This window comes from Frigidibacter sp. MR17.24 (assembly GCF_037095655.1).
Lineage (GTDB): Bacteria > Pseudomonadota > Alphaproteobacteria > Rhodobacterales > Rhodobacteraceae > Frigidibacter.
Map to the genome: position 1 here is coordinate 348,190 of NZ_JBAWKE010000001.1, position 21,531 is coordinate 369,720.

20 protein-coding genes, 1 pseudogene and 1 riboswitch are annotated in these 21,531 nt (G+C 73.6%); of the genes and pseudogenes, 7 read left to right on the forward strand and 14 right to left on the reverse strand.

What is annotated here, in order from left to right:
- Nucleotides 1–106 precede the first annotated feature (106 nt).
- The 9 genes and pseudogenes from V8J39_RS01695 to thiD all read right to left on the reverse strand — a co-directional run bounded on the left by V8J39_RS01695 (nt 107) and on the right by thiD (nt 6,958).
- Entirely contained in the window at nt 107–832 is a 726-nt protein-coding gene (locus V8J39_RS01695; RefSeq protein WP_336459137.1) for an ABC transporter ATP-binding protein, read from the reverse strand.
- The gene (gene tenA / locus V8J39_RS01700) at nt 829–1,512 is read right to left on the reverse strand and encodes a thiaminase II (protein WP_336459138.1); all 684 of its coding nucleotides are present in this window, start codon (nt 1,510–1,512) and stop codon (nt 829–831) included. The genes V8J39_RS01695 and tenA overlap by 4 nt, the downstream gene beginning before the upstream one ends.
- Nucleotides 1,509–2,480 (reverse strand): ABC transporter substrate-binding protein, encoded by a 972-nt coding sequence (locus V8J39_RS01705; protein ID WP_336459139.1) that lies wholly within the window; start codon nt 2,478–2,480, stop codon nt 1,509–1,511. The genes tenA and V8J39_RS01705 overlap by 4 nt, the downstream gene beginning before the upstream one ends.
- On the reverse strand, nt 2,477–3,457 hold the full coding sequence (locus V8J39_RS01710; RefSeq protein ID WP_336459140.1) for a HesA/MoeB/ThiF family protein: 981 nt from the start codon (nt 3,455–3,457) through the stop codon (nt 2,477–2,479). The genes V8J39_RS01705 and V8J39_RS01710 overlap by 4 nt, the downstream gene beginning before the upstream one ends.
- Before the next feature lie 125 nt (nt 3,458–3,582).
- Nucleotides 3,583–4,176: pseudogene (locus V8J39_RS01715) on the reverse strand (thiamine phosphate synthase); the annotation flags it as partial.
- Entirely contained in the window at nt 4,173–4,955 is a 783-nt protein-coding gene (locus tag V8J39_RS01720) for a thiazole synthase (protein ID WP_336459141.1), read from the reverse strand. The pseudogene V8J39_RS01715 and the gene V8J39_RS01720, both read right to left, overlap by 4 nt.
- Before the next feature lies 1 nt (nt 4,956).
- Nucleotides 4,957–5,154 carry a sulfur carrier protein ThiS gene (thiS, locus tag V8J39_RS01725; RefSeq protein ID WP_336459142.1) on the reverse strand — a complete coding sequence of 66 codons (198 nt, stop codon included), beginning with the start codon at nt 5,152–5,154 and terminating at the stop codon, nt 4,957–4,959.
- Nucleotides 5,151–6,113: an FAD-dependent oxidoreductase gene (locus V8J39_RS01730; RefSeq protein WP_336459143.1), complete on the reverse strand. Its 963-nt coding sequence runs from the start codon at nt 6,111–6,113 to the stop codon at nt 5,151–5,153. Before V8J39_RS01730 ends, thiS begins: the two co-directional genes overlap by 4 nt.
- Nucleotides 6,110–6,958 (reverse strand): bifunctional hydroxymethylpyrimidine kinase/phosphomethylpyrimidine kinase, encoded by an 849-nt coding sequence (gene thiD / locus V8J39_RS01735; RefSeq protein ID WP_336459144.1) that lies wholly within the window; start codon nt 6,956–6,958, stop codon nt 6,110–6,112. Before thiD ends, V8J39_RS01730 begins: the two co-directional genes overlap by 4 nt.
- 67 nt (nt 6,959–7,025) lie before the next feature.
- Nucleotides 7,026–7,135: riboswitch (TPP riboswitch) on the reverse strand.
- Nucleotides 7,136–7,531: 396 nt separating this feature from the next.
- Between thiD and V8J39_RS01740 the strand changes: the two genes are divergently transcribed.
- The 3 genes from V8J39_RS01740 to V8J39_RS01750 all read left to right on the forward strand — a co-directional run bounded on the left by V8J39_RS01740 (nt 7,532) and on the right by V8J39_RS01750 (nt 11,004).
- Nucleotides 7,532–9,517, forward strand: coding sequence for an oxidoreductase (locus tag V8J39_RS01740; protein ID WP_336459145.1), 1,986 nt, complete (start codon nt 7,532–7,534; stop codon nt 9,515–9,517).
- A gap of 509 nt (nt 9,518–10,026) precedes the next feature.
- Nucleotides 10,027–10,233: a cold-shock protein gene (locus tag V8J39_RS01745; protein ID WP_336459146.1), complete on the forward strand. Its 207-nt coding sequence runs from the start codon at nt 10,027–10,029 to the stop codon at nt 10,231–10,233.
- Nucleotides 10,234–10,359: 126 nt separating this feature from the next.
- The gene (locus tag V8J39_RS01750) at nt 10,360–11,004 is read left to right on the forward strand and encodes an exopolysaccharide biosynthesis protein (RefSeq protein WP_336459147.1); all 645 of its coding nucleotides are present in this window, start codon (nt 10,360–10,362) and stop codon (nt 11,002–11,004) included.
- Nucleotides 11,005–11,064: 60 nt separating this feature from the next.
- On the opposite strand, the gene metG is transcribed toward V8J39_RS01750, so the two are convergent.
- The 4 genes from metG to V8J39_RS01770 form a co-directional block, all read right to left on the reverse strand.
- Nucleotides 11,065–12,783 (reverse strand): methionine--tRNA ligase, encoded by a 1,719-nt coding sequence (gene metG, locus V8J39_RS01755; RefSeq protein ID WP_336459148.1) that lies wholly within the window; start codon nt 12,781–12,783, stop codon nt 11,065–11,067.
- Nucleotides 12,784–12,976: 193 nt separating this feature from the next.
- The gene (locus V8J39_RS01760) at nt 12,977–13,486 is read right to left on the reverse strand and encodes a VPLPA-CTERM sorting domain-containing protein (protein WP_336459149.1); all 510 of its coding nucleotides are present in this window, start codon (nt 13,484–13,486) and stop codon (nt 12,977–12,979) included.
- Nucleotides 13,487–13,875: 389 nt separating this feature from the next.
- On the reverse strand, nt 13,876–15,099 hold the full coding sequence (locus V8J39_RS01765; RefSeq protein ID WP_336459150.1) for an MFS transporter: 1,224 nt from the start codon (nt 15,097–15,099) through the stop codon (nt 13,876–13,878).
- Nucleotides 15,100–15,744: 645 nt separating this feature from the next.
- Nucleotides 15,745–16,671: a LysR family transcriptional regulator gene (locus tag V8J39_RS01770; protein WP_336459151.1), complete on the reverse strand. Its 927-nt coding sequence runs from the start codon at nt 16,669–16,671 to the stop codon at nt 15,745–15,747.
- Between the two features lie 106 nt (nt 16,672–16,777).
- Here V8J39_RS01770 and V8J39_RS01775 point away from each other — a divergent pair, with 106 nt between their 5' ends.
- From V8J39_RS01775 to V8J39_RS01790, 4 genes are all read left to right on the forward strand, one after another.
- The gene (locus V8J39_RS01775) at nt 16,778–17,287 is read left to right on the forward strand and encodes a cupin domain-containing protein (RefSeq protein WP_336459152.1); all 510 of its coding nucleotides are present in this window, start codon (nt 16,778–16,780) and stop codon (nt 17,285–17,287) included.
- A gap of 301 nt (nt 17,288–17,588) precedes the next feature.
- Nucleotides 17,589–18,629 (forward strand): aldo/keto reductase, encoded by a 1,041-nt coding sequence (locus V8J39_RS01780; RefSeq protein ID WP_336459153.1) that lies wholly within the window; start codon nt 17,589–17,591, stop codon nt 18,627–18,629.
- 395 nt (nt 18,630–19,024) lie between these two features.
- On the forward strand, nt 19,025–19,339 hold the full coding sequence (locus tag V8J39_RS01785) for a hypothetical protein (RefSeq protein WP_336459154.1): 315 nt from the start codon (nt 19,025–19,027) through the stop codon (nt 19,337–19,339).
- Nucleotides 19,336–19,890 (forward strand): lipocalin, encoded by a 555-nt coding sequence (locus tag V8J39_RS01790; protein ID WP_336459155.1) that lies wholly within the window; start codon nt 19,336–19,338, stop codon nt 19,888–19,890. Before V8J39_RS01785 ends, V8J39_RS01790 begins: the two co-directional genes overlap by 4 nt.
- A 704-nt stretch (nt 19,891–20,594) precedes the next feature.
- On the opposite strand, the gene V8J39_RS01795 is transcribed toward V8J39_RS01790, so the two are convergent.
- Entirely contained in the window at nt 20,595–21,047 is a 453-nt protein-coding gene (locus V8J39_RS01795) for a VOC family protein (RefSeq protein WP_336459156.1), read from the reverse strand.
- Between the last annotated feature and the right edge of the window lie 484 nt (nt 21,048–21,531).

The window sequence follows — 21,531 nt, forward strand, 5'->3', positions numbered from 1 at the left end:
GGGGAAGCCCTCCGCTCTCGGGGGACGGCGCCATAGCTCGGCCGGTCCCGGTCCGGTCGCGCCGGGGGCCGGGGCGCGGCGGCGTGCAGGGCCTTCGCGGATGTCATCAGGCCTCCTCCGCCATCAGCGCGCGCAAGAGGCGTGCCTGCGTCGCCAGCACCTCGGGGGCGTCGGGGGCGCGGGGCAGGGGCGTCGTGGGCGCCCCGAGATCCTCAAGCCCGCCCGCCGTCAGGTGCCAGATCCGCTCGCCCATCCGCGCGGCCTCGGCGGCGTCATGCGTCACCAGAAGCACGGTGCGCCCGGTCAGCACCTCGGCCGCCAGCGCCTGCATCCGCGCCCGCGTGCCCGCGTCGAGCGCCGAGAACGGCTCGTCAAGCAGCACCACGGGGCGGTCCTCCATCAGCACGCGCGCCAGCGCGAGGCGCTGGCGCTGGCCGCCCGACAGCTCGGAGGGCAGCCGCGCCTCGGCCCCGGCCAGCCCGACGCGCGCGAGCGTGTCGCGCGCGCGGTCGCGGTCGGGCCGGCCGCCGCGCAGCCGCGCGCCAAGCCCGAGGTTGCCCATCGCGTCAAGCCAGGGCAGCAGCAGGTCGTCCTGCGCCATCATCGCGAGCCGCCCCGCCAGCGCCCGCCCGTCGTCGGCCGCGACCGTGCCGTCGAACTCGGCCCCGGTCTCAAGCCCCGCGAACAGCCGCAGGATCGTCGACTTGCCGACGCCCGAGGGCCCGAGCAGGCAGGTCCAGCGCCCGGCGGGGGCGCTGAAGTCCAGCGGCGGGAACAGCGGCGCCGCGCCGAAGCGGGCCTGGCCCGTCAGGCGCAGCCCCGGCGCGGTCACGCGCCCGCCCCGCGCAGGCCCATGTCCCAGAACCGCGCCTCGAGCCGGGTGGCGGTGGTGAAGATCCCCGACAGAGCGGCCCAGCGCGGCGCGGCCGCGGGCGTCGCGCCGATGCGGGCCGCGACCGTGCGGTCGAGCAGCGCGCCCATCTCGGCGCACAGGCCCTGGTACTCGGCCCCGCCATAGGTCGCGATCCAGTCGCCGTAGGCGTCCGAGCCGGCGCGCGCCGCAAGGTCCGCGCCGATCTCGCCATAGCCCAGCACGCAGGGCGCCAGCGCCGCCAGCAGGTCGAGGAAATCGCCCGAATGCCCGCAATCCAGCACGAAGCGGGTATAGGCCACGCATTCGACCTCTTCCTCGGTCGCGGCGAGCGCGGCGGCATCGATGCCGGCCGCGGCGCAGGTCGCGACATGCAGCGACATCTCGTGCTCGACCAGCGCCTGCACCGTCGCCGCGCAGGCCCGCATCGCGGCCAGGTCCGGTGCCTTGGTCACCGCGAGCGCCCAGGCGCGGGCGAACTGCACCAGGAACAGGTAGTCCTGGCGCAGGTAGTGCAGGAAGGCCGCGCGCGGCAGGCTGCCGTCGCCCAGCCCCTCGACGAAGGCATGGCGGGCATAGGCCGGCCAGTGCGCCCCCGCCGCGGCGCGCAGGGCGGGGAAGGTGGCGCCGTAGCCGCTCACTCCGCCGTCTCCGCGCCAAGGTCGATGGCGATGTCGGACACCGGCCTGACCTCGGGGATCAGGCCCGCGTCGTGCAGGAAGGCCTCGAACCGGGCATAGCGGCCCTGGTCGAGCGCGGCGGGGCTTTGCGAGAACCGCGGCAGCGTGTCGGCCCAGGCCTTCTCGTTCAGCGCGTCCTTCAGCTCCGGCGCGGTGGAGGCGAACACCTCCCAGCCCTCCTGCGGGTGGTTCACGATCCACTGCGCCGCCCGTTCGGTGGCATGCAGGAACTTCGCGATCGCGGGGCGGTCCATCGTGTCGGGATTGGCGATGTAGATCAGCTCGTCATAGGTCGGAACGCCGTTCTCCTCGGGGTAGAGGCAGGTGCCCTCGACCCCCTCGAGCGCCATCTGGTTCAGCTCGAAATTGCGGTAGGCGCCGATGACCGCGTCGACCTGGCCCGACATCACCGCGGGCGACAGCGACCAGTTGACGTTGACCATCTCGATGTCGTCGAGCGTCAGGCCCGCGGGGGCGAGCATCGCGGTCAGAAGCGCCTCCTCGACCCCGGCGACCGAGAAGCCGACCTTGCGGCCCTTGAGGTCGGCGACCGACTGCACCGGCCCGTCCTTCATCGTCAGCAGGCAGTTCAGCGGCGTCGCGACCAGCGTGCCGACGCGCACCAGCGGCATTCCCTCGGCCACCTGCAGGTGCAGCTGCGGCTGGTAGGCGATGCCGATGTCGGCGCGGCCCGCGGCGACCATCTTCGGCGGGTCGGACGGGTCGGCGGGGGCGATCACCTCGACCTCCAGCCCCTCGTCGGCGAAGAAGCCCTTTTCCTGCGCGACGATGATCGGGCCGTGATCGGGGTTCACGAACCAGTCGAGCATCAGGCTCAGGTGCCGGGGCTCCTGCGCCGCGGCGGGGCCCGCGATCGCGCAGGCGACAAGGGCGGACAGCGTCAGCGAGGTCGGGCGGGTGGCAGTCATTCTTCGGTCTCTCCCATGAAATCGCCCATGGCCACGAGCGCGATGTCGCCCGGCCAGTGGGAATGCAGTCGTTCGGCGGCGGCCCAGGCGCGCTGGCCCGAGCGGCAGATCATCACGGCGCGCTGGCCGGGCGCGGGGTGCGGCCCGCCGGCGCCGAAATCGGCGACGCCCAGCCGCCGCGCGGCGGGATGGGCAAGGGGCGCCTCGTCGGCGCCGCGCAGGTCGACCAGGAAATCGCGCGGATCGAGCGTCGCGGGGTCGAGGAACCGCGGCGCGTGGCCGGGCTCGGGCGCGCGATCGAAGCGGAAGCCGCCGGTGCGGAAGCTCGCGCCGTCGAAGCTGACCACCCGGCCCAGCGGCGAGGGGGCCGCGCCCGTGGCCACCGCCAGCGCCATCTGCGCCTGCAGCGCCCCGATCACGCCCACGACCGGCCCCAGCACGCCGTCGGTGGCGCAGGAGCCCAGGCGCTGCGGCAGGTCCGGGAACACCGCCCGCAGCGAGGGCGCGCCGCCGCAGAACCCGCCCGCATAGCCGTCGGTGCCCACGACCGAGGCCGACAGGAACGCCAGCCCGCGCGCCAGGCACAGGTCCGACAGGATGTAGCTGACCGCGAAGCTGTCGGCGCAGTCCAGCACCAGCGTCACCCCCTCGGCCAGCGCCGCCGCATTGCCCGGGGTCAGCGCCGCGCGCACCGGCTCGATCGCGGTCGCGGGGTTCAGCGCCGCCATCCGCGCCGCCGCCGCCGCGACCTTGGGCTGGCCGACATCGGCTTCGGTGAAGATCGTCTGGCGGTGCAGGTTCGACAGGTCGACCACGTCGGGATCGACCAGCCGCACCCGGCCGATCCCGGCGCCCACGAGGTACTGCAGCACCGGCGCCGCCAGCCCGCCCGCGCCGACGACCAGCGCATGGGCCGCGGCCAGCCGCTCCTGCGCCGCGGGGCCGGTGACGGCGATCTGGCGGGCGTAGCGGCTCATCGCTTGCCCGACAGCCATTCGTCGGCCATGTCGGGGCCGTCGTCGTCCTCGTCGCCGCGGCGCCCCTCGTAGCCGGTGATCTCCTCCAGCGCCTCGGCCCCGTCGCGGTCCCCGCCCTCGGGGCCGCGGGTCGCGGCCAGCCAGTCGAGCACCTTCTGCTCGGGGTCCTCGTGCAGCGTGATGTCGGTCACGACCGAGCAGACATCGGCCCCGGCGGCGAAGGCCTCGGCCGCGCGCGGGATCGTCAGCCCGCCGATCGCCACCAGCGGCACCGCGCCGATGATCTGCTTCCACTCGGTGACGCGCTCCAGGCCCTGCTGCTCCCAGCGCATCTTCTTGAGCTTCGTGGGCCAGACCGGCCCCAGCGCGACATAGTCGGGATGCAGCGCCAGCACCCGGTCCAGCTCCAGCTCGTCATGGGTCGACACGCCAAGCCGCAGCCCCGCGCCGCGGATCTGGTCGAGATCGGCATCGTCGAGATCCTCCTGCCCCAGGTGCACCCAGTCGCAGCCAAGCTCGATCGCGATGCGCCAGTAGTCGTTGACCACCAGCGTGCAGCCATAGTCGGAACAGACCGCCTGCGCGCGCTCGATCTCGGCGCGCACCGCGGCCTCGTCGCGGTTCTTCACCCGCAGCTGCACCAGACGCAGGCCCAGCGGCACCATCGCCTCGATCCAGTCGGCATCTTCGAAGATCGGGTAGAAACGGTCGAGTGTCATGCGAGGAACGCCTTTCCAAGGACGGGGGTCGAGGGCGCGGCCATGTCGCGCGGCTCCATCGGGTCGGCCAGGTGGGCAAGCCGGCCCGCCTTCAGCGCCAGGGCGAACCCCTCGGCCATCGCCACCGGGTCGCCGGCGCGGGCGACGGCGGTGTTCAGAAGCACGGCGTCAAAGCCCAGCTCCATCGCGTCGGCGGCCTGGCTGGGCAGGCCGAGCCCGGCGTCGATCACCATCGGCACCTCGGGGAAATGCGCGCGCAGGCTGCGCAGGCCATAACGGTTGTTCAGCCCCAGCCCGGTGCCGATCGGCGCGCCCCAGGGCATCAGCACCTCGCAGCCCGCCGCCAGCAGCCGCTCGGCCAGGATCAGGTCCTCGGTCATGTAGGGAAAGACCTTGAAGCCCTCGGCCACCAGCGCCTTCGCCGCCTCGAGCAGCGCGAAGGGATCGGGCTGCAGCGTGTCGGCATCGCCGATCACCTCGAGCTTGATCCAGTCGGTGCCGAACAGCTCGCGCGCCATCTGCGCGGTCGTGATCGCCTCGCGCGCGGAATGGCAGCCGGCGGTGTTGGGCAGCACCCTGACGCCCAGATCGCCGATCAGCCGCCAGAACTCGGCGCCCGCCTGGCCGCCGCCGGCCTCGCGCCGGACCGAGACGGTGGCGATGCCCGCGCCCGAGCGGCGGAACGCCTCGGCCAGCACCTTGGGCGAGGGGTATTGCGAGGTGCCGAGCATCAGCCGCGAGCCGACCTCGGTGCCGTAGAAGGTGACGGGATCGGACATCTCAGCCTCCTTGCCGTGCGGTGACGACCTCGATGCGGTCGCCGGGAGAGAGGGGGGTGGCGGCGCGGGCGCCGGCGGGGACGAACTCCTCGTTCACCGCGGTCGCGACCCTGGCCTCGCCATAGCCGGCGGCGGCCAGCGCCTCGGCCAGGGTGGCGCCGTCGAATTCGAGCGCCTCGCCGTTGAGGAAGACTTTCACAGCATCAGCTCCGGTTTGCGGGTTCCGGTCAGGTGATCGGCGGCCATGCCCGCGATCACCGGCGCCATCAGGTAGCCGTGGCGGTGCAGCCCGTTGAGGTACAGCACCCCGTCACGCTCCACGAGATGGGGAATGTTGTCGGGGAAGGCCGGCCGCGCGTCGCAGCCGATCTCGACGATCTCGGCCTCGCCGAAGGCGGGGTCGAGCGCATAGGCGCTGCTCAGCAGCTCCATCACCGAGCGCACGCTGGCGGGGCCGCGGGCATCGCTTTCGATCATCGTCGCGCCCAGCATGAAATGGTTGTCGCCCCGCGGCACCAGGTAGACCGGGATCCGCGGATGCAGCAGCCGGATCGGCCGGGCATAGTCGATGTCGGGCGCGTGCAGCGTCACCGCCTCGCCGCGCACCCCGCGCAGCGAGGGCAGCGCGTCGCGGGCGGCCAGCCCGCGGCAGTCGATCGCCCGCGCGTCGCGCGGCGCGGCCCCGGTGAAGGCGACGCCCATCTCGGCCGCGCGCCGGCGCAGCCGCGCCAGCGCCTTGCGCGGGGTCAGGTGCGCCTCGGTCGGGAAGAACAGCGCGCGGTCGTGGCGCCCGGCCAGCCCGGGCTCCAGCTGCGCGAGGCCCGCGCCGTCGCGCCATTCGTGCCCCTCGGTGCGGCGGGCGAAGCGCGCCAGCTCCTGCCGGTCGCGCCCGAGCGCGAGCACCAGCGTGCCGCCCTGCGTGACCTCGACGCCCGCGTCCCGCCACCAGCCGGCGGCGCGCTGGCCAAGGCGCACGACCGGCTCCTCGGCGGTCTCGCCCTCGCAGAACGGGGCGAGCATGCCGCCCGCCCACCAGCTGCAGGCATGGGGGCCGGGGGCGGGGGCGGGATCGTGCAGGCTGACCTCGATGCCGCGCCCGGCAAGCTCGACCGCCGTGCACAGGCCCATGACGCCGCCGCCCAGGATATGCGCCTTCATCGCCGCTCTCCCGCCAGCCGGGGCCAGAGCGCGTGGAAATGGTGCACCGGCCCGTGGCCCGCACCGATCCCCAGCCCGTCGGCCTGCGCGATCGCGCCCTGCAGCCAGCCATGCGCCCGCTCGACCGCGTCGTGCAGCGCAAGCCCGTGCGCCAGCCCCGCCGCCACCGCCGAGGACAGCGTGCAGCCGGTGCCATGGGTGTTGCGCGTGGCCAGGCGCGGGGCATGCAGCGCCAGCGTGCCGCCGGCCTCGACCAGCAGGTCGGTGCAGGTCGCGCCCTCGGCATGACCGCCCTTCATCAGCACCGCCGCCGCCCCCATCGCCCGCAGCCGCCGGCCCTGCGCCTCGGCCGTCGCGGCGTTCCGCGCCGGCGCGGCCCCCAGCAGGCGCGCGGCCTCGGGCAGGTTCGGGGTCAGCAGCGTCGCGCGCGGCAGAAGCGTCTCGGCCAGCGCCTCGACCGCCGCGTCGGCCAGCAGCGCGTCGCCCGATTTCGCCACCATCACCGGGTCCAGCACCACCGGCCCGTCATAGCCCCGCAGCGCCCCGGCCACCGCCGCGATCACCTCGGGCGTGGCCAGCATGCCGATCTTGACCGCGTCGACGCGGATGTCGTCCAGCACCGAGCGGATCTGCGCCGCGACCATCGCGGGCGCGATCGCCGCCACGCCCTGCACGCCCACGGTGTTCTGCGCGGTGATCGCTGTCACCGCCGAGGCGCCGTAGACGCCCAGCGCCGAGAAGGTCTTGAGATCCGCCTGGATCCCGGCGCCGCCGCCGGAATCCGACCCCGCGATCGTCAGCGCCACCGGGGCGCCGCGGTCGGTCGTGCCGTTCTTGGCTGCCATCTGCCGCCTCCTCTGCGGCGGTCGTGGCGGCGAAGGGGGGATCGGCGCGGTCCGCCCCCGCCGGGGGGCCTTGCGCGCATCCGTTCCCTCCGCCGGTACTGACCGGATCAGGTTCGATGGGTTGGCGCCTCGGCCTCTCAGCCCCGGCACGCGGCAGGGGCACCCCAACGGATGAAGTCCCTCGCTACCTAGTCCCGGCACCGCCGTCGCGCAAGGGGGAAGGCGGGGGATGGGGCGGGGGACGGGCGGGAGGCTGGGCGCGAGATGCCTGCATTCGCGCCTGCACGGCCGGGCGCGCGACGTGAGGCGGGTGAGGCGACGGGCGGCGGGACGATGCCGGGACGATGCCACGGCGGGGCCGGGATTGGGCCGGGGTGGGGCCAGTCGGTGGCGCCCGCGAAACGGGCAGCCCCGGCGAAAACGGGCCGTGCCGTGCGAAAGTCCTTTGCAGGCGAACGGTCGCGGCGTCTGATCGGGCCACCGCTCGCCAAACCGGCCCGCCGAACCGGCCCGCCCGACCCGCGCCCCCGCGACCCCGACCCGCGCCCCCGACTGCCCGCGAAGGAGCCCGACGTGACCGACGCCCCCCGCTATCCCCTCTCCGCCCGGCCGCTGACGATCCGGGGCCGGCAGCTGCGCGCGCGGGTCTACCTGCCCGCGCACCAGCCCGGCCTGGCCGAGGGCGGCCGGCCCGGCGCGCGCTACATCGCCTATCACCGCGCCCGCGCCGCGGCGGGGCTGGGGATGCAGATCACCGGCGCCACGCCCGTCATCGCCTCCGAGGTCTGGGCCGACGGCCGGACGCTCGTCAATGTCGACGACGGCATCATCCCCGGCTACCGCGCGCTGGCCGCGGCGGTGCGCGACGAGGGCGGGCTGATGCTGGCGCAGCTGGCCCATGTCGGCGGGATGGAGACGGCGGGCGAGCACATCGTCTCGGCCTCGTGGGAACGCTCGGAGCTGACGCAGCGCATGAGCCGCGAGGCAAGCCGGGACGAGCTTGACTGGATCACCGCGCGCTTCGCGGCCGCGGCCGCGCGCTGCCGCGCGGGCGATCTCGACGGGGTCGAGGTCTCGCTCGCGCACGGGATGCTGCTGGCAAGCTTCCTCAGCCCCGCCACCAACCGGCGCGGCGATGGCTATGGCGGCGATCTCGCCGCGCGCTGCCGCTATCCGATCGAGGTGCTGGCGGCGGTGCGCGCGGCGCTGGGACCCGACCGGATCCTCGGCATCCGCATGGCGGGGGACGAGTTCATCGAGGGCGGCGTCGATCCCGACGAGGCCGGCCGCATCGCGGTCGAGATCGCGCGCACGGGGCTCGTGGACTATGTCAGCGTCACCGGCGGCAACAACCTGCGCAAGATGGCCCGGGTCGATCACTGGCCGCCGACGCCGGCCGCGCCCGCGACCTTCCGCGCCGCCGCCGGCACGGTGCGGCGGGCCCTGCACGCGGCGGGCTTCACCGCGCTGCCGGTCGCGGTCGTGGGGCGCGTGACCTCGGTCGCGCTGGCCGAGCAGATCCTCGCGGCGGGCGAGGCCGACCTCGTGGGCATGGTGCGCGCCAACATCGCCGACCCGCGGATCCTGCCGCTGTCGCAGGCCGGCCGGGCCGCCGAGGTGCGCCCCTGCATCGGCGCCAATGCCTGCATCAACGCGCTGATGGCGCACGAGGGGCTGACCTGCATGGCCAGCCCGGACTTCGGCCCCGGTTTGGCGCATGGTCCCGCCCGCCTCGCGCCCGGCACCTGCGTCGCGGTGATCGGCGCCGGGCCCGCCGGGCTCGAGGCCGCGCGGCGGGTGGCGCTGGCGGGCGGGCGCGCGGTGCTGTTCGAGGCCGGCAGCGCCGTCGGCGGGCAGATGGCCGTCTGGTCCGACACCCCCTCGCGCGTCGAGTTCCGCCGTCTGATCGACTGGTGGCAGGGCGAGATCGGCCGGCTCGGGATCGAGCTGCGGCTGGGCGCGCCGGCGACGGCGGCGGCGGTCGCGGCGCTTGGCCCGGCGGCGGTGCTGCTGGCCACCGGCTCGCGCCCGCGGTTCGTGCCGGTGCCGGGCGAGGGGGCGCAATGCGGCCCCTACGACCTGCCCGCGCCGCGGGCGGCGGGGCATGCCGTGGTGCTCGACCGGTTCGGGCGGCTCGCGGGGATGCTGACGGCCGAGCGGCTGAAGGCGGCGGGCTGGGGCCGGGTCAGCTTCGTGACCTCAAGCCTGCACCCGGGCGAGGGCGAGGGGCTCACCACCGCCTATTCGCTTCTGCGGGGCCTCGCGCGGGCGGGGGTGACGATCGTCGACCGGGCCGAGGCGGTGTCGCTGTCGCAGGGCCGTCTGGTGCTGAAGGGCGTCTTCGACGAGCCGCGCCCGGCGCTTGGGGCGGTGGATCTGGTGGTCCATCTCGACCGCACGATCAGCGAGACCGGGCCCGAGGCGGCGCTGCGCGCGGCGGGGCTGCGGGTGGTGCGGATCGGCGATGCCAACCTGCCGCGCGGCGTGACCGAGGCGGTGCAGGACGCGGCGACCGCGGTCGCGCAGCTGGCCGTGCCAAGACCGGCGGCGGCGGAATAGGCCCGCAGGCGCCCGGTGGCGCTCCCCCGTGCCGCTCCCCCGTGCCACTCCCTCGTCCGCGCCGTGGCCCTCGGCCTCGACCCCGGCGCGCAGTACGACTGCCCGGTCCGAATTCCCGATACGAATGCCGGTACCAATGCCGGTGCGAATCACGCAATCGCGCCCCTTCGCGCGCGGTGTCCGGAGCGGTCTCCGGTGCCGCAGGACGGCGGGCCGCCGGGGCCGGCGCCGGGCCCGCGCGGTGCTGGAATCCCGGTTCCAGAATGCCGGATCCGGTGCCGGATTTGATGCCGGAATCAGGCGCTTGCGGCAGGTGGCGGGCGGCGGTGCGGAACCTTGCCGGACTGCGACATTCTGCGCAGGCAAAGGCTTGCCAGATGCCTTCACCGCGTTCATACCATTAGAGGCTACGTGCCTGTCGATCCTGTTACCCACTGGCTGCAGTTTTTCGAACACGTCATGCCGGGCCGCCGCAATACCGCGGGCGGCGTAACAGAGGAGAGAGACGCATGGCTAGCGGCAGCGTCAAATGGTTCAACGCCACCAAGGGCTACGGCTTCATCGCCCCCGATGGCGGCTCGAAAGACGTCTTCGTTCACGTCACCGCCGTGCAGCGCGCGGGCCTGACCGAACTGAAGGACGGCCAGAAGGTGACCTTCGACATCCAGCCGGGCCGCGACGGTCGCGAATCCGCGATCAACCTCGCGCTGGCCTGAGAATTCAGCGAAGGGCGTCCCCCCGGGGGCGCCCTTCCGTTTCCCGGGACCCGCGGCGCTGCTTGACGCGTTGCGCCTGAACCGGCCGGGCACTCGGGCCGGCCTCGTCATCCGGGACCCCGACACATGACCGCCGACCCGCATTTCGCCGATACCGACAGCGGGTTCGCCGCCGCGCTCGACAGCACGATTCGCCGCATCGACGGCGACAGCATCACCCTGCGCCGCCTGATGGCCATGATCGGCGAGCAGGGGCTGCTGATGATCTCGGGCCTCGCCTCGCTGCCGTTCCTGCTGCCGGTGTCGATCCCGGGCGTCTCGACCGTGTTCGGGCTGGCGATCGTGCTGATCGCGCTGGCGATCACGCTCAACCGGATGCCCTGGCTGCCCGAGCGCGTGTTGGACCGCGACCTGCCGGCCGCGAAGCTGCGCGCGGCGCTGGAACGCGGCGCGGGCATCGTCGCGCGGGTCGAGCGCTTCGTGAAGCCGCGGCTGACCGGGCTGACGACGCCGGGGGCGGTCGCGCGCTGGAACGGGGTGATGCTGATGCTGGCGGGCATCCTGCTGATGGCGCCCTTCGGCTTCGTGCCGTTCTCGAACACGCTGCCGGGGATCGCGGTGCTGCTGCTGTCGCTGGGCATGATGCAGCGCGACGGCGCGATGGTGATCGCGGGCTATGCGTTCAACGTGATCACGATCGTCTACTTCGGCGCGCTGATCTGGCTGGCCTGGGTCGCGGGCACCGGCATCGGCGACAGGATCGCCGGCTGATCAGCCGCTTGCATGGCGACCTTCACGCATCGCGCGAAGGTCGCCCGCCGGCGATCCCGCTCAGGTCCGCACGCCCGAGAACTGCGCGGCCCAGTCTTCGCGCTGCTCGTCGGTGATCTTGCCGAACAGCACTTCGGGCGTCTCGAAGGCATGGCCGGCCGGCAGCACCGACAGCGCCTGCGCGACATCGCCGGGCCAGCTGCGATCGTCGGTCTTCATCGCCGCCAGCATCGTCGCCGCGGCATCGGGGATGAAGGGCTCGGACAGCACCGCGTAGAGCCGCACGAGGTTCAGCGACAGCCGCACCATCGCCGCGGCGCGCTCGGGCTCGGTCTTGATCACGGTCCAGGGCGCGGCCGATTGCAGGTACTCGTTGCCCGCGACCCAGATCGCCCGCAGCTCGGAGGCGGCCTTGCGCACCTCCATCGCCTCCATGAAGCCCTCGTAGGCGCGGATCCGCGGCCCCAGCTCGTCGATCAGCTGCTGTTCGCGCTCGCCCCACGCGCCGCCCTCGGGCAGGGCCTCGCCGAATTTCGAGCGGCAGAACTTCGTGATCCGGCTGACGAAATTGCCCAGCACATCCGCGAGGTCCTTGTTCACCGAGACCTGGAAATTCTCCCAGGTGAACTCGCTGTCCGAGCTTTCGGGCGCGTGGCTGAGCAGCCACCAGCGCCAGTAGTCGGCCGGCAGGATCGACAGCGCCTGATCCATGAACACGCCGCGCCCCTGGCTGGTCGAGAACTGGCCGCCGTCATAGTTCAGGTAGTTGAACGACTTGATGTAGTCGACGAGCTTCCAGGGCTCGCGCGAGCCCATGATCGTCGCCGGGAAGCTCAGGGTGTGGAACGGCACGTTGTCCTTGCCCATGAACTGGACATAGCGGACGTCCTCGGCGCCCTTGTCGGTGCGCCACCAGCGCTGCCAGGCCTCGGGGCCCTGGCCGGTCTTCGCCGCCCATTCCGCGGTCGCGGCGATGTATTCGATCGGCGCGTCGAACCAGACGTAGAAGACCTTGCCCTCCATGCCCGGCCAGTCCTCGGTCCCCTTCTTCACCGGGATGCCCCAGTTCAGGTCGCGGGTGATGCCGCGGTCCTGCAGGCCGTCGCCGTCATGCAGCCATTTCTTCGCGATCGAGGTGGTCAGGACCGGCCAGTCCTTCTGCGCGTCGATCCAGCCGTCGATCTCGCCCTTCAGCGTCTTCTGCTTGAGGTACAGGTGCTTGGTCTCGCGCACCTCAAGCTCGGTCGAGCCCGAGATCGCCGAGCGGGGATTAATCAGGTCGGTCGGGTCCAGCTGCTTGGTGCAGTTCTCGCACTGGTCGCCCCGGGCGCGGTCATAGCCGCAGTTCGGGCAGGTGCCCTCGATGTAGCGGTCGGGCAGGAAGCGGCCGTCGGCGATCGAATAGACCTGCTTTTCCGACACTTCCTCGATGAAGCCGTTGGCGGCCAGGGCGCCGGCGAAGCCCTGGGTCAGCGCGTGGTTCTCGGGGCTCGAGGAGCGGCCGTAATGGTCGAAGCTCAGCCGGAAGCCGCGCGCCAGTTCGGCCTGCACCTCGTGCATCCGCGCGCAGTAGTCGGCCACCGCCTCGCCGGTCTTGGCCGCGGCCAGCTCGGCCGGGGTGCCATGCTCGTCGGTGGCGCAGATGAACATCACCTCGTGGCCGCGGTCGCGCATGTAGCGGGCATAGAGGTCGGCGGGCAGCTGGCTGCCCACGAGGTTGCCCAGATGCTTGATGCCGTTGATGTAGGGCAGGGCCGAGGTGATGAGGATCCGTGCCATGAACGTCCCTTGCGCGGTGTCTTGAATGTCTGGCGCCTGCTTTAGCGCAGCCCAGGCTGAAGGGCCAGCGGCAGCACGTGGCCGCGTCCGGGTGGGCGGCGCCGCGGCGCGGCGAGGGCGTGCGGGACCACGGAGCGCGCAACGAAAAAGGGGGCGCGACTGGCGCGCCCCCTTCCGATCATGTCGCCGAAGCTCAGGCCTTGCGGCGCAGACGCTTCACGCCGGCGAGACCGCCGACGCCCGCGAGCAGCAGCAGGCCAGCGGCCGGCAGCGGCACCGGCGCCGGGGTGTCGGCGACGGTGGCGGTGAAGGTGTAGTTCGCGAACGCCGGCTGAGCGCCGTCGTACGAGAAGCTCAGGGTGATGTTCTGATCGGTGGTGAAGCCCGAAACGAAGCGGGTGCCGTTGGCAACGGTCGTGCCGCTCGCGGGGTCGAAGGTGTAGAGGTTCGCGCCCGACGCATCGGTGATCGTGAACGACAGCTGGTTCAGGTTGCCGGCAAAGCCGTTGGCCGTGAACGAGAACTCGGCGATGTCCCAGGTCAGGCCGCCGGTTTCGTAGGTGATCGAGTAGGTCTCACCGGTGGTCAGCACGCTGTCGCCGGTCGAGTCGGCGAGCCCGTAGTTGTACGGCGAGATGGTCGCGGCGCCGGCCGCGGTGGACAGTGCGACGACGGCCGCGCTGGCGAGTGCAAGAGTCTTCAAATCCAATTCCTTTCGAGACGCGTCATGTGTGGGGAGGCAACATGCAGACGCACCCTCGGCACGCGTGCGAAACTCACTACTCATAACACCGCGATGGTAGCTAGCTTACCGCATCGCGTACGGGCGGAACGCAGCTGACGCCCGATTGGATCCGCTGTCATCCGAATTAAGTTCTACCCGCCATATTCTTGCCTTTCAATGGGCCCGTTCCCGTCACCTTAAAGGGAAATTCAGTGTTTCCTGCACATTGCAGGCGGAACTTTTCGCGCCGAGCCTATTCCTTGGATATCTTGATGGAACCTGCCCTGAGTTGATCACCTCACGGTTGATCGGCGGCCGGATCACGCCGCCCGGCGCGGGTTCGGCCGCAGGGGGAGGCGGCCCGCCGCTCAGCGGTGATGGCGCCCGAGCAGCCGTCCGATGGTGAACGAGGTCCGCGGCACCCAGGCATAGGCGGTGCGGGTGCCGACCTCGGGCGCCGGGCGGGCGCGCATCCGGGTCAGGGCGAAGGCGACGGTCGCGACATGGATCAGCGCGATCGCGGCGAACATCGCCGTCGGTCCGAAGCGTCCGATCAGCCACGAGGCCCCGACCGGCGAGGCGATGGCGCCGACGGCGTACAGGAACATCAGCGCCGCCGACAGCTCGACCCGCTCGTGGGTCTCGGCGAAGTCGTTGGCATGGGCCGAGGCCACGGAATAGAGCGTGAGCGTGGCAAAGCCGAAGATCGCGGCGGCGGCGAACAGCGGCACCGCGCCAAGCTGCGCCGCGCCGACCACGAGGCCGGAAGCGAAGAGCGTGCCGATCGACAGGCCCAGCAGGACGCTGCGGCGGTCGAAGCGGTCGGCCAGCCAGCCGACCGGGATCTGCGCGACCCAGCCGCCCGCGACATAGGCCGCAAGGAAGATGCCGATCTGGTCGAGCCGCAGCCCCACCGCCGCGCCATAGACCGGCCCGACGAAGCGGAAGGCGGCGCCGGTCAGCCCCGAGACCACGACCATCACCGCGGCCAGCGGCGACATCCGCCACGCCAGCAACGGCCGCAGCCGCGGCGCCGAGGGGGTGGCGGGCTGCTTGGCCTTGGTCAGCGCCATCGGCAGCAGCGCCGCGCAGGCGAGGATGGCGAGCAGGTTGTAGGAGGCATAGGCCGAGGGTTCGAGCACGCCGATCATCAGCTGCGCGGCGAGCGAGGCGCCGACGTCGACGACCCGGTAGGTGGCCATGGCCCGGCCCCGCGTCTCGTTGGTGACCGAGGCCTGCAGCCAGGCCTCGACGATCGTGTAGCAGCCCGCGACCGACAGGCCGGTCAGCGTGCGCATCAGCGCCCAGGCGTTCGGCTCGACGATCATCATGTGCGCGGCGATGCCGATCGTGCCCATGGCGGTGAAGGCGGCGAAGGCGCGGGAATGGCCGACCGAGCCCATCAGCCGCGGCGCCCACCAGCAGCCGGCGAAGAAGCCCAGGAAATGCGCCGAGCCCAGCAGGCCGACCTGCGCCGTGGTGAAGCCGAGCGCCAGCCCCGACACCGCGTCGAGCGGCGCGACGCCGCCGGCACCGAGTTGGGTGAAGATCACGGACAGGAACAGGGCGGTGAAGGAGATCAGCAGGCGCATGGCGGGGGCACCCTAGCCGATTCTGCGCCGTTGTCCCGGCCGTTTGCGCCCCGCCGGCGGTTGTTTGCGCCCCGCTGCCGCAACGGCAGCGCGCACCCGACGGGGGCCGGGCCTGCCCGGACAGCCGCGGTGCACGGCCCGGCCGCGCGCCCTTCGCCGGCTGGGTGGGGGCCGGAGGGGCCGGGCCTGCCCCAACAGCCGCGGGGCGAGGGGCACCGGGCCCGGCCGCGTTTCCCGCGCGGGCCGGAGGAGGCCGGCGGGGCTTTCCCGGGCAGCCGCAAGGGGGGGGTGGCGCCGGCCCGGTGGCATAGCCCGACGGTGGCCCGACGGTGGCCCGGCGGCATCCGGGATGCCGTCCGCGAAGAGGCCATCGTCACAAGGGCTTGGCCCGGGGACGCTGGCCAGCCCGCATCCCGCCTCGCCCCCGGTCCGGCGCAGGGCAGCGGGGCGGGCGGGTGACGCCGAGATCGTTGCGTACGCGCGCGTCCCGCGGTGGGGGGGGCGAAGGCCAAGGCGTACGGCCCGGGATGGGCGGGGCGGGGCCGCGAGGGGACCACGCCCGCGGCGGGTCCGGCGTCGCGCCGGTGCCGGGGGCGGCAGGCGGGGGCGTCATGGGGCGGGGGCAAGACGGGGCGCGCCGCGCGGTCACGCCCCGCCGATCTCGCGCCGCAGGTCGGGCTCGGCGGCGGCCTTGCGCGCGAGAAAGCCCACGAAGGCGCGCACCCGCGCCGCGATCAGCCGGTTGTCGGGATAGACGGCGTGCAGCGGCACCGCCCCCGCGCTCCAGTCCGCCAGCACCTCGACGAGCCGGCCCGCCCGGATCTCGTCGCCGACGACGAAGGCCGGCAGCTGGCAGATCCCGCCGCCCATCAGCGCCGCCCGCATCAGCCCCGTCCCGTCGGGCAGCGCCAGCCGCGGCGCGATCGGCACCTCGACGACCTCGTCCCCCCGCGTCATCGTCCAGATCCGGCCCCGCCGCAGCGGCGAGAAATGCAGCAGGTCGTGCCGCGCGAGATCCGCCGGCACGGCGGGCGCCCCCGCCCGCGCCAGATAGCCCGGCGCGGCGCAGGTATAGAAGCGCGACTGCCCCAGCGCCCGGGTGATCAGGTTCGGCGCCACCTCGATCACCCCGCGCACGGCAAGGTCGAAGCGCCCCTCGATCAGGTGGCGCGTCTCCGATGAGACGTCCATTTCGATCTCGATGCCCGGATGCCCCGCAAGGAACTCGGTCGCCCAGGGCACAAGGAAGCGATGCGCGAAATCGGGCGGCGCGGTCAGCCGCAGCCGGCCCTCAGGCGCGCCATGCTCGGCCCGCGCCGCGCGCTCGGCGGTGGCGACGCGCGTCTCGAGATCGGCGAGATGCGCGCGATAGGCCTCGCCCGCCGGGGTCAGCCGCACGAGCCGGGTCGAGCGGTGGAACAGCCGCACCGCCAGCCGCCGTTCCAGGTCGGCGACCTGCGCGCTGACCGTCGCGCGCGACAGCCCGAGGTCCTCGGCCGCGGCGGTGAAGCTTTCCCGTCGCGCCACGGCCAGGAAGGCCAGGACGCCATGCAGCGGATCGACCGTTTTCATCTGTCAGCTCATCAAGACAGTGCTGCCGGGTGCACCGGCTTTATCGGCAACCTGGGCGTGAGTATACCCACCGCACTTGAGTACGATAGTTTTGATGGAGTGACAGATGAAACCTTTCGATACGGCTGCCTTTTCCCCTGCCGGCGCGGGTCGCCTCGCCACCGGCTTCGGCCCCCACATGATCCGCATTTCGGCGGAGCAGACCGGCGGGCGCCTTGGCGTGTTCGAGGCCGAGGTGCCCCCGGGCGAAGGCCCGCCGCTGCACGTCCACGACCGCGAGGACGAGTTCTTCCGCGTGCTGTCGGGCCGCTTCGCCTTCTGGTGCAACGGCACGCGGGTCGATCTGACCGAGGGCGGGGTGATCGTGGTGCCGCGCGGCGCGGTGCACCGGTTCCAGAACGTCGGCACCACGCCGGGCGCGATCATGACCGTCGTCACCCCCGGCGGGTTCGAGGGCTTCTTCGCCGCGGTCGAGACCGAGCGCCCCGCAGGCCCGTTCGAGATCGACGCCCTTGCCGAGCGCTTCGCGCTGCGATTCGTGCCCCGGTTGTCCGAGGCGCTGATGCCGCCGCCGGCCGCGGTGGCGCCGGGCCGGGACGCGGTCGCCCGCGGCTGATCCCGGGGCTGACCCCCCGAACTGAGCCCCGACGCCGACCCCGGCGCCCGCGCAGGGTCTGACCCGGGGAATTGACCCCCGGGGCGCAGGCCCCGACGCCGGCCACGACGCCGGCGCCTCCGCTGACGGGCCGCCGGCCCCGGTCCCGGCGCCGGCCGCGGTGCGACCTGCGCGCGGTGGCGGGCCGCACCGCGACCCCCGGGGACGCGCGGGGGGCTTGAGCCTTCCGCGCGCTTGGCTACTGTGCCCGCCGCCGGCCCCTCCCGGCCGGCAGCGACGACAGCGACAGGAAGGCTCCCCCATGAAGCGCGTGAAGCTCGGACCCGACGGGCCGATGGTTTCGGCCATCTGCCTTGGCACCATGACCTGGGGCACCCAGAACACCGAGGCCGAGGGCCACGAACAGATGTCCTGGGCGCTCGACCAGGGGGTCGACTTCTGGGACACGGCCGAGATGTACCCGACCAACCCGGTCTCGAAGGAGACGATCGGCGGCACCGAGGAGATCATCGGGTCGTGGTTCGCGGCCACGGGGCGGCGCGACGAGGTGGTGCTGGCCACCAAGATCGGCGGCAAGGGCGGCCTTGCGCGCGGCGGCGAGGAGATCACCCCGGTCTCGATCCGGCGCGCGCTCGACGCCTCGCTCAAGCGCCTGCGCACCGACCGCATCGACCTCTACCAGTTCCACTGGCCCAACCGCGGCAGCTACCACTTCCGCCAGATGTGGGGCTTCGATGCCAGCAAGCAGGACCGCGCCGCGACACTGGCCAACATGGAGGACTGCCTCGGCGCGCTCTCGGACCTCAAGGCCGAGGGCAAGGTGCTGAACTGGGGCACGTCCAACGAAAGCGCCTGGGGCATGTCGGAATGGATCCGGCTCGCGGGGGAAAGCTATGGCCCGCGCCCGATCGCGATCCAGAACGAATATTCGCTGATGTGCCGCTACTACGACACCGACCTGGCCGAACTGGGGGTGAACGAGAAGCTGACGCTGCTGGCCTATTCGCCGCTCGCCGTCGGGCTGCTGACCGGCAAGTACCATGGCGACGCGACGCCCGCGGGCTCGCGCCGGTCGCGCACGCCCGACCTGGGCGGCCGCGTCGCGCCGCGCGCCTTCGCGGCGGCGGATGCCTATGTCGACCTCGCGCGGGTGCAGGGGCTCGACCCGGCGCAGATGGCGATCGCCTGGACCATGGCGCGGCCGTTCCCGGTGGTGCCGATCATCGGCGCGACCTCGATGGAGCAGCTCAGGACCGCCGTCGGCGCGGCCGATCTGACGCTGGCACCCGAGGTGATGGCCGCGCTCGACCGCATCCACCGCCAGCACCCGCTGCCGTACTGATGCGCGCGGCGCCCCTCCGCGGCCCGGCCCTCGTGGCCCTGGCCGGCGCGCTGCTGCTGGCGGGCTGCCAGCTCGGCCTGCCCGGGCGGGGGGGGGCCGCGGCGCCCGACGCGGCCATCGCGCCCGGGATCGAGACCGAGGCGATCGTGGCCACGGCGCTGCCGGAGCCGGGGGCGGCTGCGGGGGCGGTTGCGGGGGCGGCTGCGGGCAAGGCGTCTGCCGAGACCGCGGATGCGGGGGCGAAGGCACCCGGGACGGCCCCGGAAAAGACCCCGGCGAAGACACCGGAGGCGGCCTTGGCGAAATCGCCGGCGGCGGCGGCGAAAGCCGCACCGACATCCGCGGAGCCGGCGACGACCTCCGCGACGCCAGGCACGGGGACGGCAGCCTCCAGGGTGGCCCCGCCCGCCAATGCCCCCCCTGTCAATGCCGCGCCCGCCAATGCCGCACCGCCGGTGCCGCCGGCGCTGGCCACGCTCGCCGCCACCTGCCGCCGCCAGGGCGGCAGCTTCGCGCCGCGCCGGCCGGGATCCTCGCTCTGGACCTGCTTCACCCGGCCGCGCGATGCCGGGCGCAGCTGCCGGAAGGCCTCGGACTGCTCCACGGCCTGCCTCGCCGCGAACCGGACCTGCGCCCCGGTGGCGCCGCTTCTGGGCTGCCACCCGGTGCTCACTGACCGCGGGGAGGCGGTCACCCAATGCATCGAATGATCCCGCGCCCCCGGGCGATCCCCGCGCTCGCCGCCCTGGCCGCGCTCGCCGCGCTTGCGGGCTGCGCGGCGCCGCCCGCCCCGCCGAGCCTGCCGCCCGGCGCGCGCGACCCCGGCGTGATGATCGCCTCGCAGGCGCTGTTCGACCCGGCGCGCTTCGCGGGCACATGGTATGTCGTCGCCGATCTGGTGCCGCCGGGCCGCGCCCCTTGCGCGATCACGCGCGAACACTGGCAGGGCGGGGCTGCCGGCTTTGCCGTCACCGGCACCGCCTGCGGCCCGCGCGGCCCGGCGCCGCTGGCGATGACGGCGGGGATGGTCGGCCCGGGCCGGATCGGCCCGCTGGGCGAGGGGCGCCCGGACTGGGGGACCGAGCCGATCTGGGTGCTGTGGATGGACGCCGACGCGCGGGTTGCGGCGCTGGGCACGCCCTCGGGCCGGTTCGCGGCGATCGTGTCGCGCACCCCCTCGGCGCGGGGCGATCTCGTCGCCGCGGCCGAGGTGGCGCTGGCGTTCAACGGCTACGCCCGCGGCGCCGTGCGCCCCCGCTGACCCGGCAGGGCGCGGCCGTCGCGGCCCAGCCCGACCGAGATCGCGCATCGCCGCTCCGTGCCACAACGGCCGCGCCGTGCGCCTTGGCCGACACGTCTGCACCGTCCTCCGGCGCCCGCCCGTGGCGCCGACCCGCCGAGGCCGCAACCCCTGTCCACGGTCTCTGTCGTTGGCAAGGTGGCGTCCGTGACGGGACGCATATGAACTGTCCGGTCGGGTACCCCGGGGCGGCTATGGATGCCGGAATTGCATGGAGTGGGAAGGGTAGCGTCGCGTGCATGGGCGCCGCGGTGTTCGCAGGACGGGGCGACGGCAAGCACCTGCCCCTCGCCACGGGGGCGGAGCGCCCGGGCCACGGCCCGCGGGAGGCGCCCGATAAGGGGGGCCGTGGAAGCCATTGACGCCGCGAGGACACGGAGGGGACGACGTCGGGCTGCGTAAGCTGGCGGTCCGGTGTCGGCGGGGGAGGGACAGGCGCCTCGCCGCTCCGCCGACGCTCGCCGCACGGAGGCCGCGGCACGCCCGATCCGCGCGGTCGCGTGTCCGGTGGGGCCGAAGGGTGCCGGGCCTACGGCCGGGCGGCGGGGCGGGCTGGGGCAGGCCGAGGCGGGGACCGCCTGCCGGGACCGCCTGCCGGATCGCCGCCGGGGGCCGGGGGGGGCTGGCCGGAGCGGGGGCGGTGGGCGGAAGGGCCGCGCGGGCGGTCAGGTCCAGGCGGCGTTCTGCAGGACGGTGCGCCAGCCCTCGGGATCCTCGAAGCTGCGCCCGCGCCGGTCCCAGTAGGGGTTGAAGGCGGGCACCGGCGGGAAGCCGGCGGCGCGCATCCGCGCCACCGCCGCCTCCCAGGCCGCCGTGTCGGGAAGGTAGAGCACCAGCAGGTTGTCCGCGCTCGGGGCGCGCACGGCGGCCTGCCCGGCATGGTGCGTGAACTCGAGGTGCCAGCCCGCGCCCGCCAGACCCAGCATCAGCCCGTCGAACCCGTCGTGGTCGCGAAACGACCCGATCTGCCGCAGGCCGAGGCCGTCGCGGTAGAAGGGCAGCAGTGCCCAGGGATCGGCGCTGGGCCGGGCGATGCGCAGCGCCTGCGGGGAAGGCTGGGGGGCAGGTTGCGGGGAAGACTGCGGGGCAGGCTGGGGGGCGGGGGGCGGCAGGGTCATGGCAGGCTCCGGTCTGGGTCGTCGCGCCGCTGGTCCGATCCGCGCCGATCCGCTCCGGCCCGGGGCGGGGCTTGGGGCGCGGGGCGGGGACCGCTCCGTCCGTCGGTCCAGGGTCCGGTCCAGGGTCCGGTTCCGGGTCCGGGTGTCATTCCGGTCCGGGGGCCGGTGCCGGTGCCGCGGACGGCCCGGGTGGGCACGGCGGACCGGGCGGAGAGGGCGGGCGGGGCGCAGGGCCGACCCTGCCCTGCGCCGCGCGAAAATGGGAGTCGCGATGGGCAACCCCGGCACGCGATGCCCTGAATCCGGGCAGATGCCTGAAATCGACGCATTCCGCGTCGTCGGCGCGATTGCGCCGCGCCCGGATCGCGGGCACAGCCTGACCCGGGGACAATCGACAGGGGGAAGACGGTGGCGAAGGACACGTCGATCGCGCCGGGGCCGCGCGAGCAGGAGGCGCGGATCGCCGCGGAGACCGGGGCGCAGG

Bases quoted from the DNA above. Each gene is read 5' to 3' on its own strand.
- V8J39_RS01705 (WP_336459139.1), bottom strand. From the start codon at position 2,480: ATGACTGCCACCCGCCCGACCTCGCTGACGCTGTCCGCCCTTGTCGCC.
- V8J39_RS01710 (WP_336459140.1), bottom strand. From the start codon at position 3,457: ATGAGCCGCTACGCCCGCCAGATCGCCGTCACCGGCCCCGCGGCGCAG.
- V8J39_RS01720 (WP_336459141.1), bottom strand. From the start codon at position 4,955: ATGTCCGATCCCGTCACCTTCTACGGCACCGAGGTCGGCTCGCGGCTG.
- V8J39_RS01730 (WP_336459143.1), bottom strand. From the start codon at position 6,113: ATGAAGGCGCATATCCTGGGCGGCGGCGTCATGGGCCTGTGCACGGCG.
- thiD (WP_336459144.1), bottom strand. From the start codon at position 6,958: ATGGCAGCCAAGAACGGCACGACCGACCGCGGCGCCCCGGTGGCGCTG.
- V8J39_RS01745 (WP_336459146.1), top strand. From the start codon at position 10,027: ATGGCTAGCGGCAGCGTCAAATGGTTCAACGCCACCAAGGGCTACGGC.
- V8J39_RS01750 (WP_336459147.1), top strand. From the start codon at position 10,360: ATGACCGCCGACCCGCATTTCGCCGATACCGACAGCGGGTTCGCCGCC.
- metG (WP_336459148.1), bottom strand. From the start codon at position 12,783: ATGGCACGGATCCTCATCACCTCGGCCCTGCCCTACATCAACGGCATC.
- V8J39_RS01765 (WP_336459150.1), bottom strand. From the start codon at position 15,099: ATGCGCCTGCTGATCTCCTTCACCGCCCTGTTCCTGTCCGTGATCTTC.
- V8J39_RS01770 (WP_336459151.1), bottom strand. From the start codon at position 16,671: ATGAAAACGGTCGATCCGCTGCATGGCGTCCTGGCCTTCCTGGCCGTG.
- V8J39_RS01775 (WP_336459152.1), top strand. From the start codon at position 16,778: ATGAAACCTTTCGATACGGCTGCCTTTTCCCCTGCCGGCGCGGGTCGC.
- V8J39_RS01780 (WP_336459153.1), top strand. From the start codon at position 17,589: ATGAAGCGCGTGAAGCTCGGACCCGACGGGCCGATGGTTTCGGCCATC.
- V8J39_RS01790 (WP_336459155.1), top strand. From the start codon at position 19,336: ATGATCCCGCGCCCCCGGGCGATCCCCGCGCTCGCCGCCCTGGCCGCG.
- V8J39_RS01795 (WP_336459156.1), bottom strand. From the start codon at position 21,047: ATGACCCTGCCGCCCCCCGCCCCCCAGCCTGCCCCGCAGTCTTCCCCG.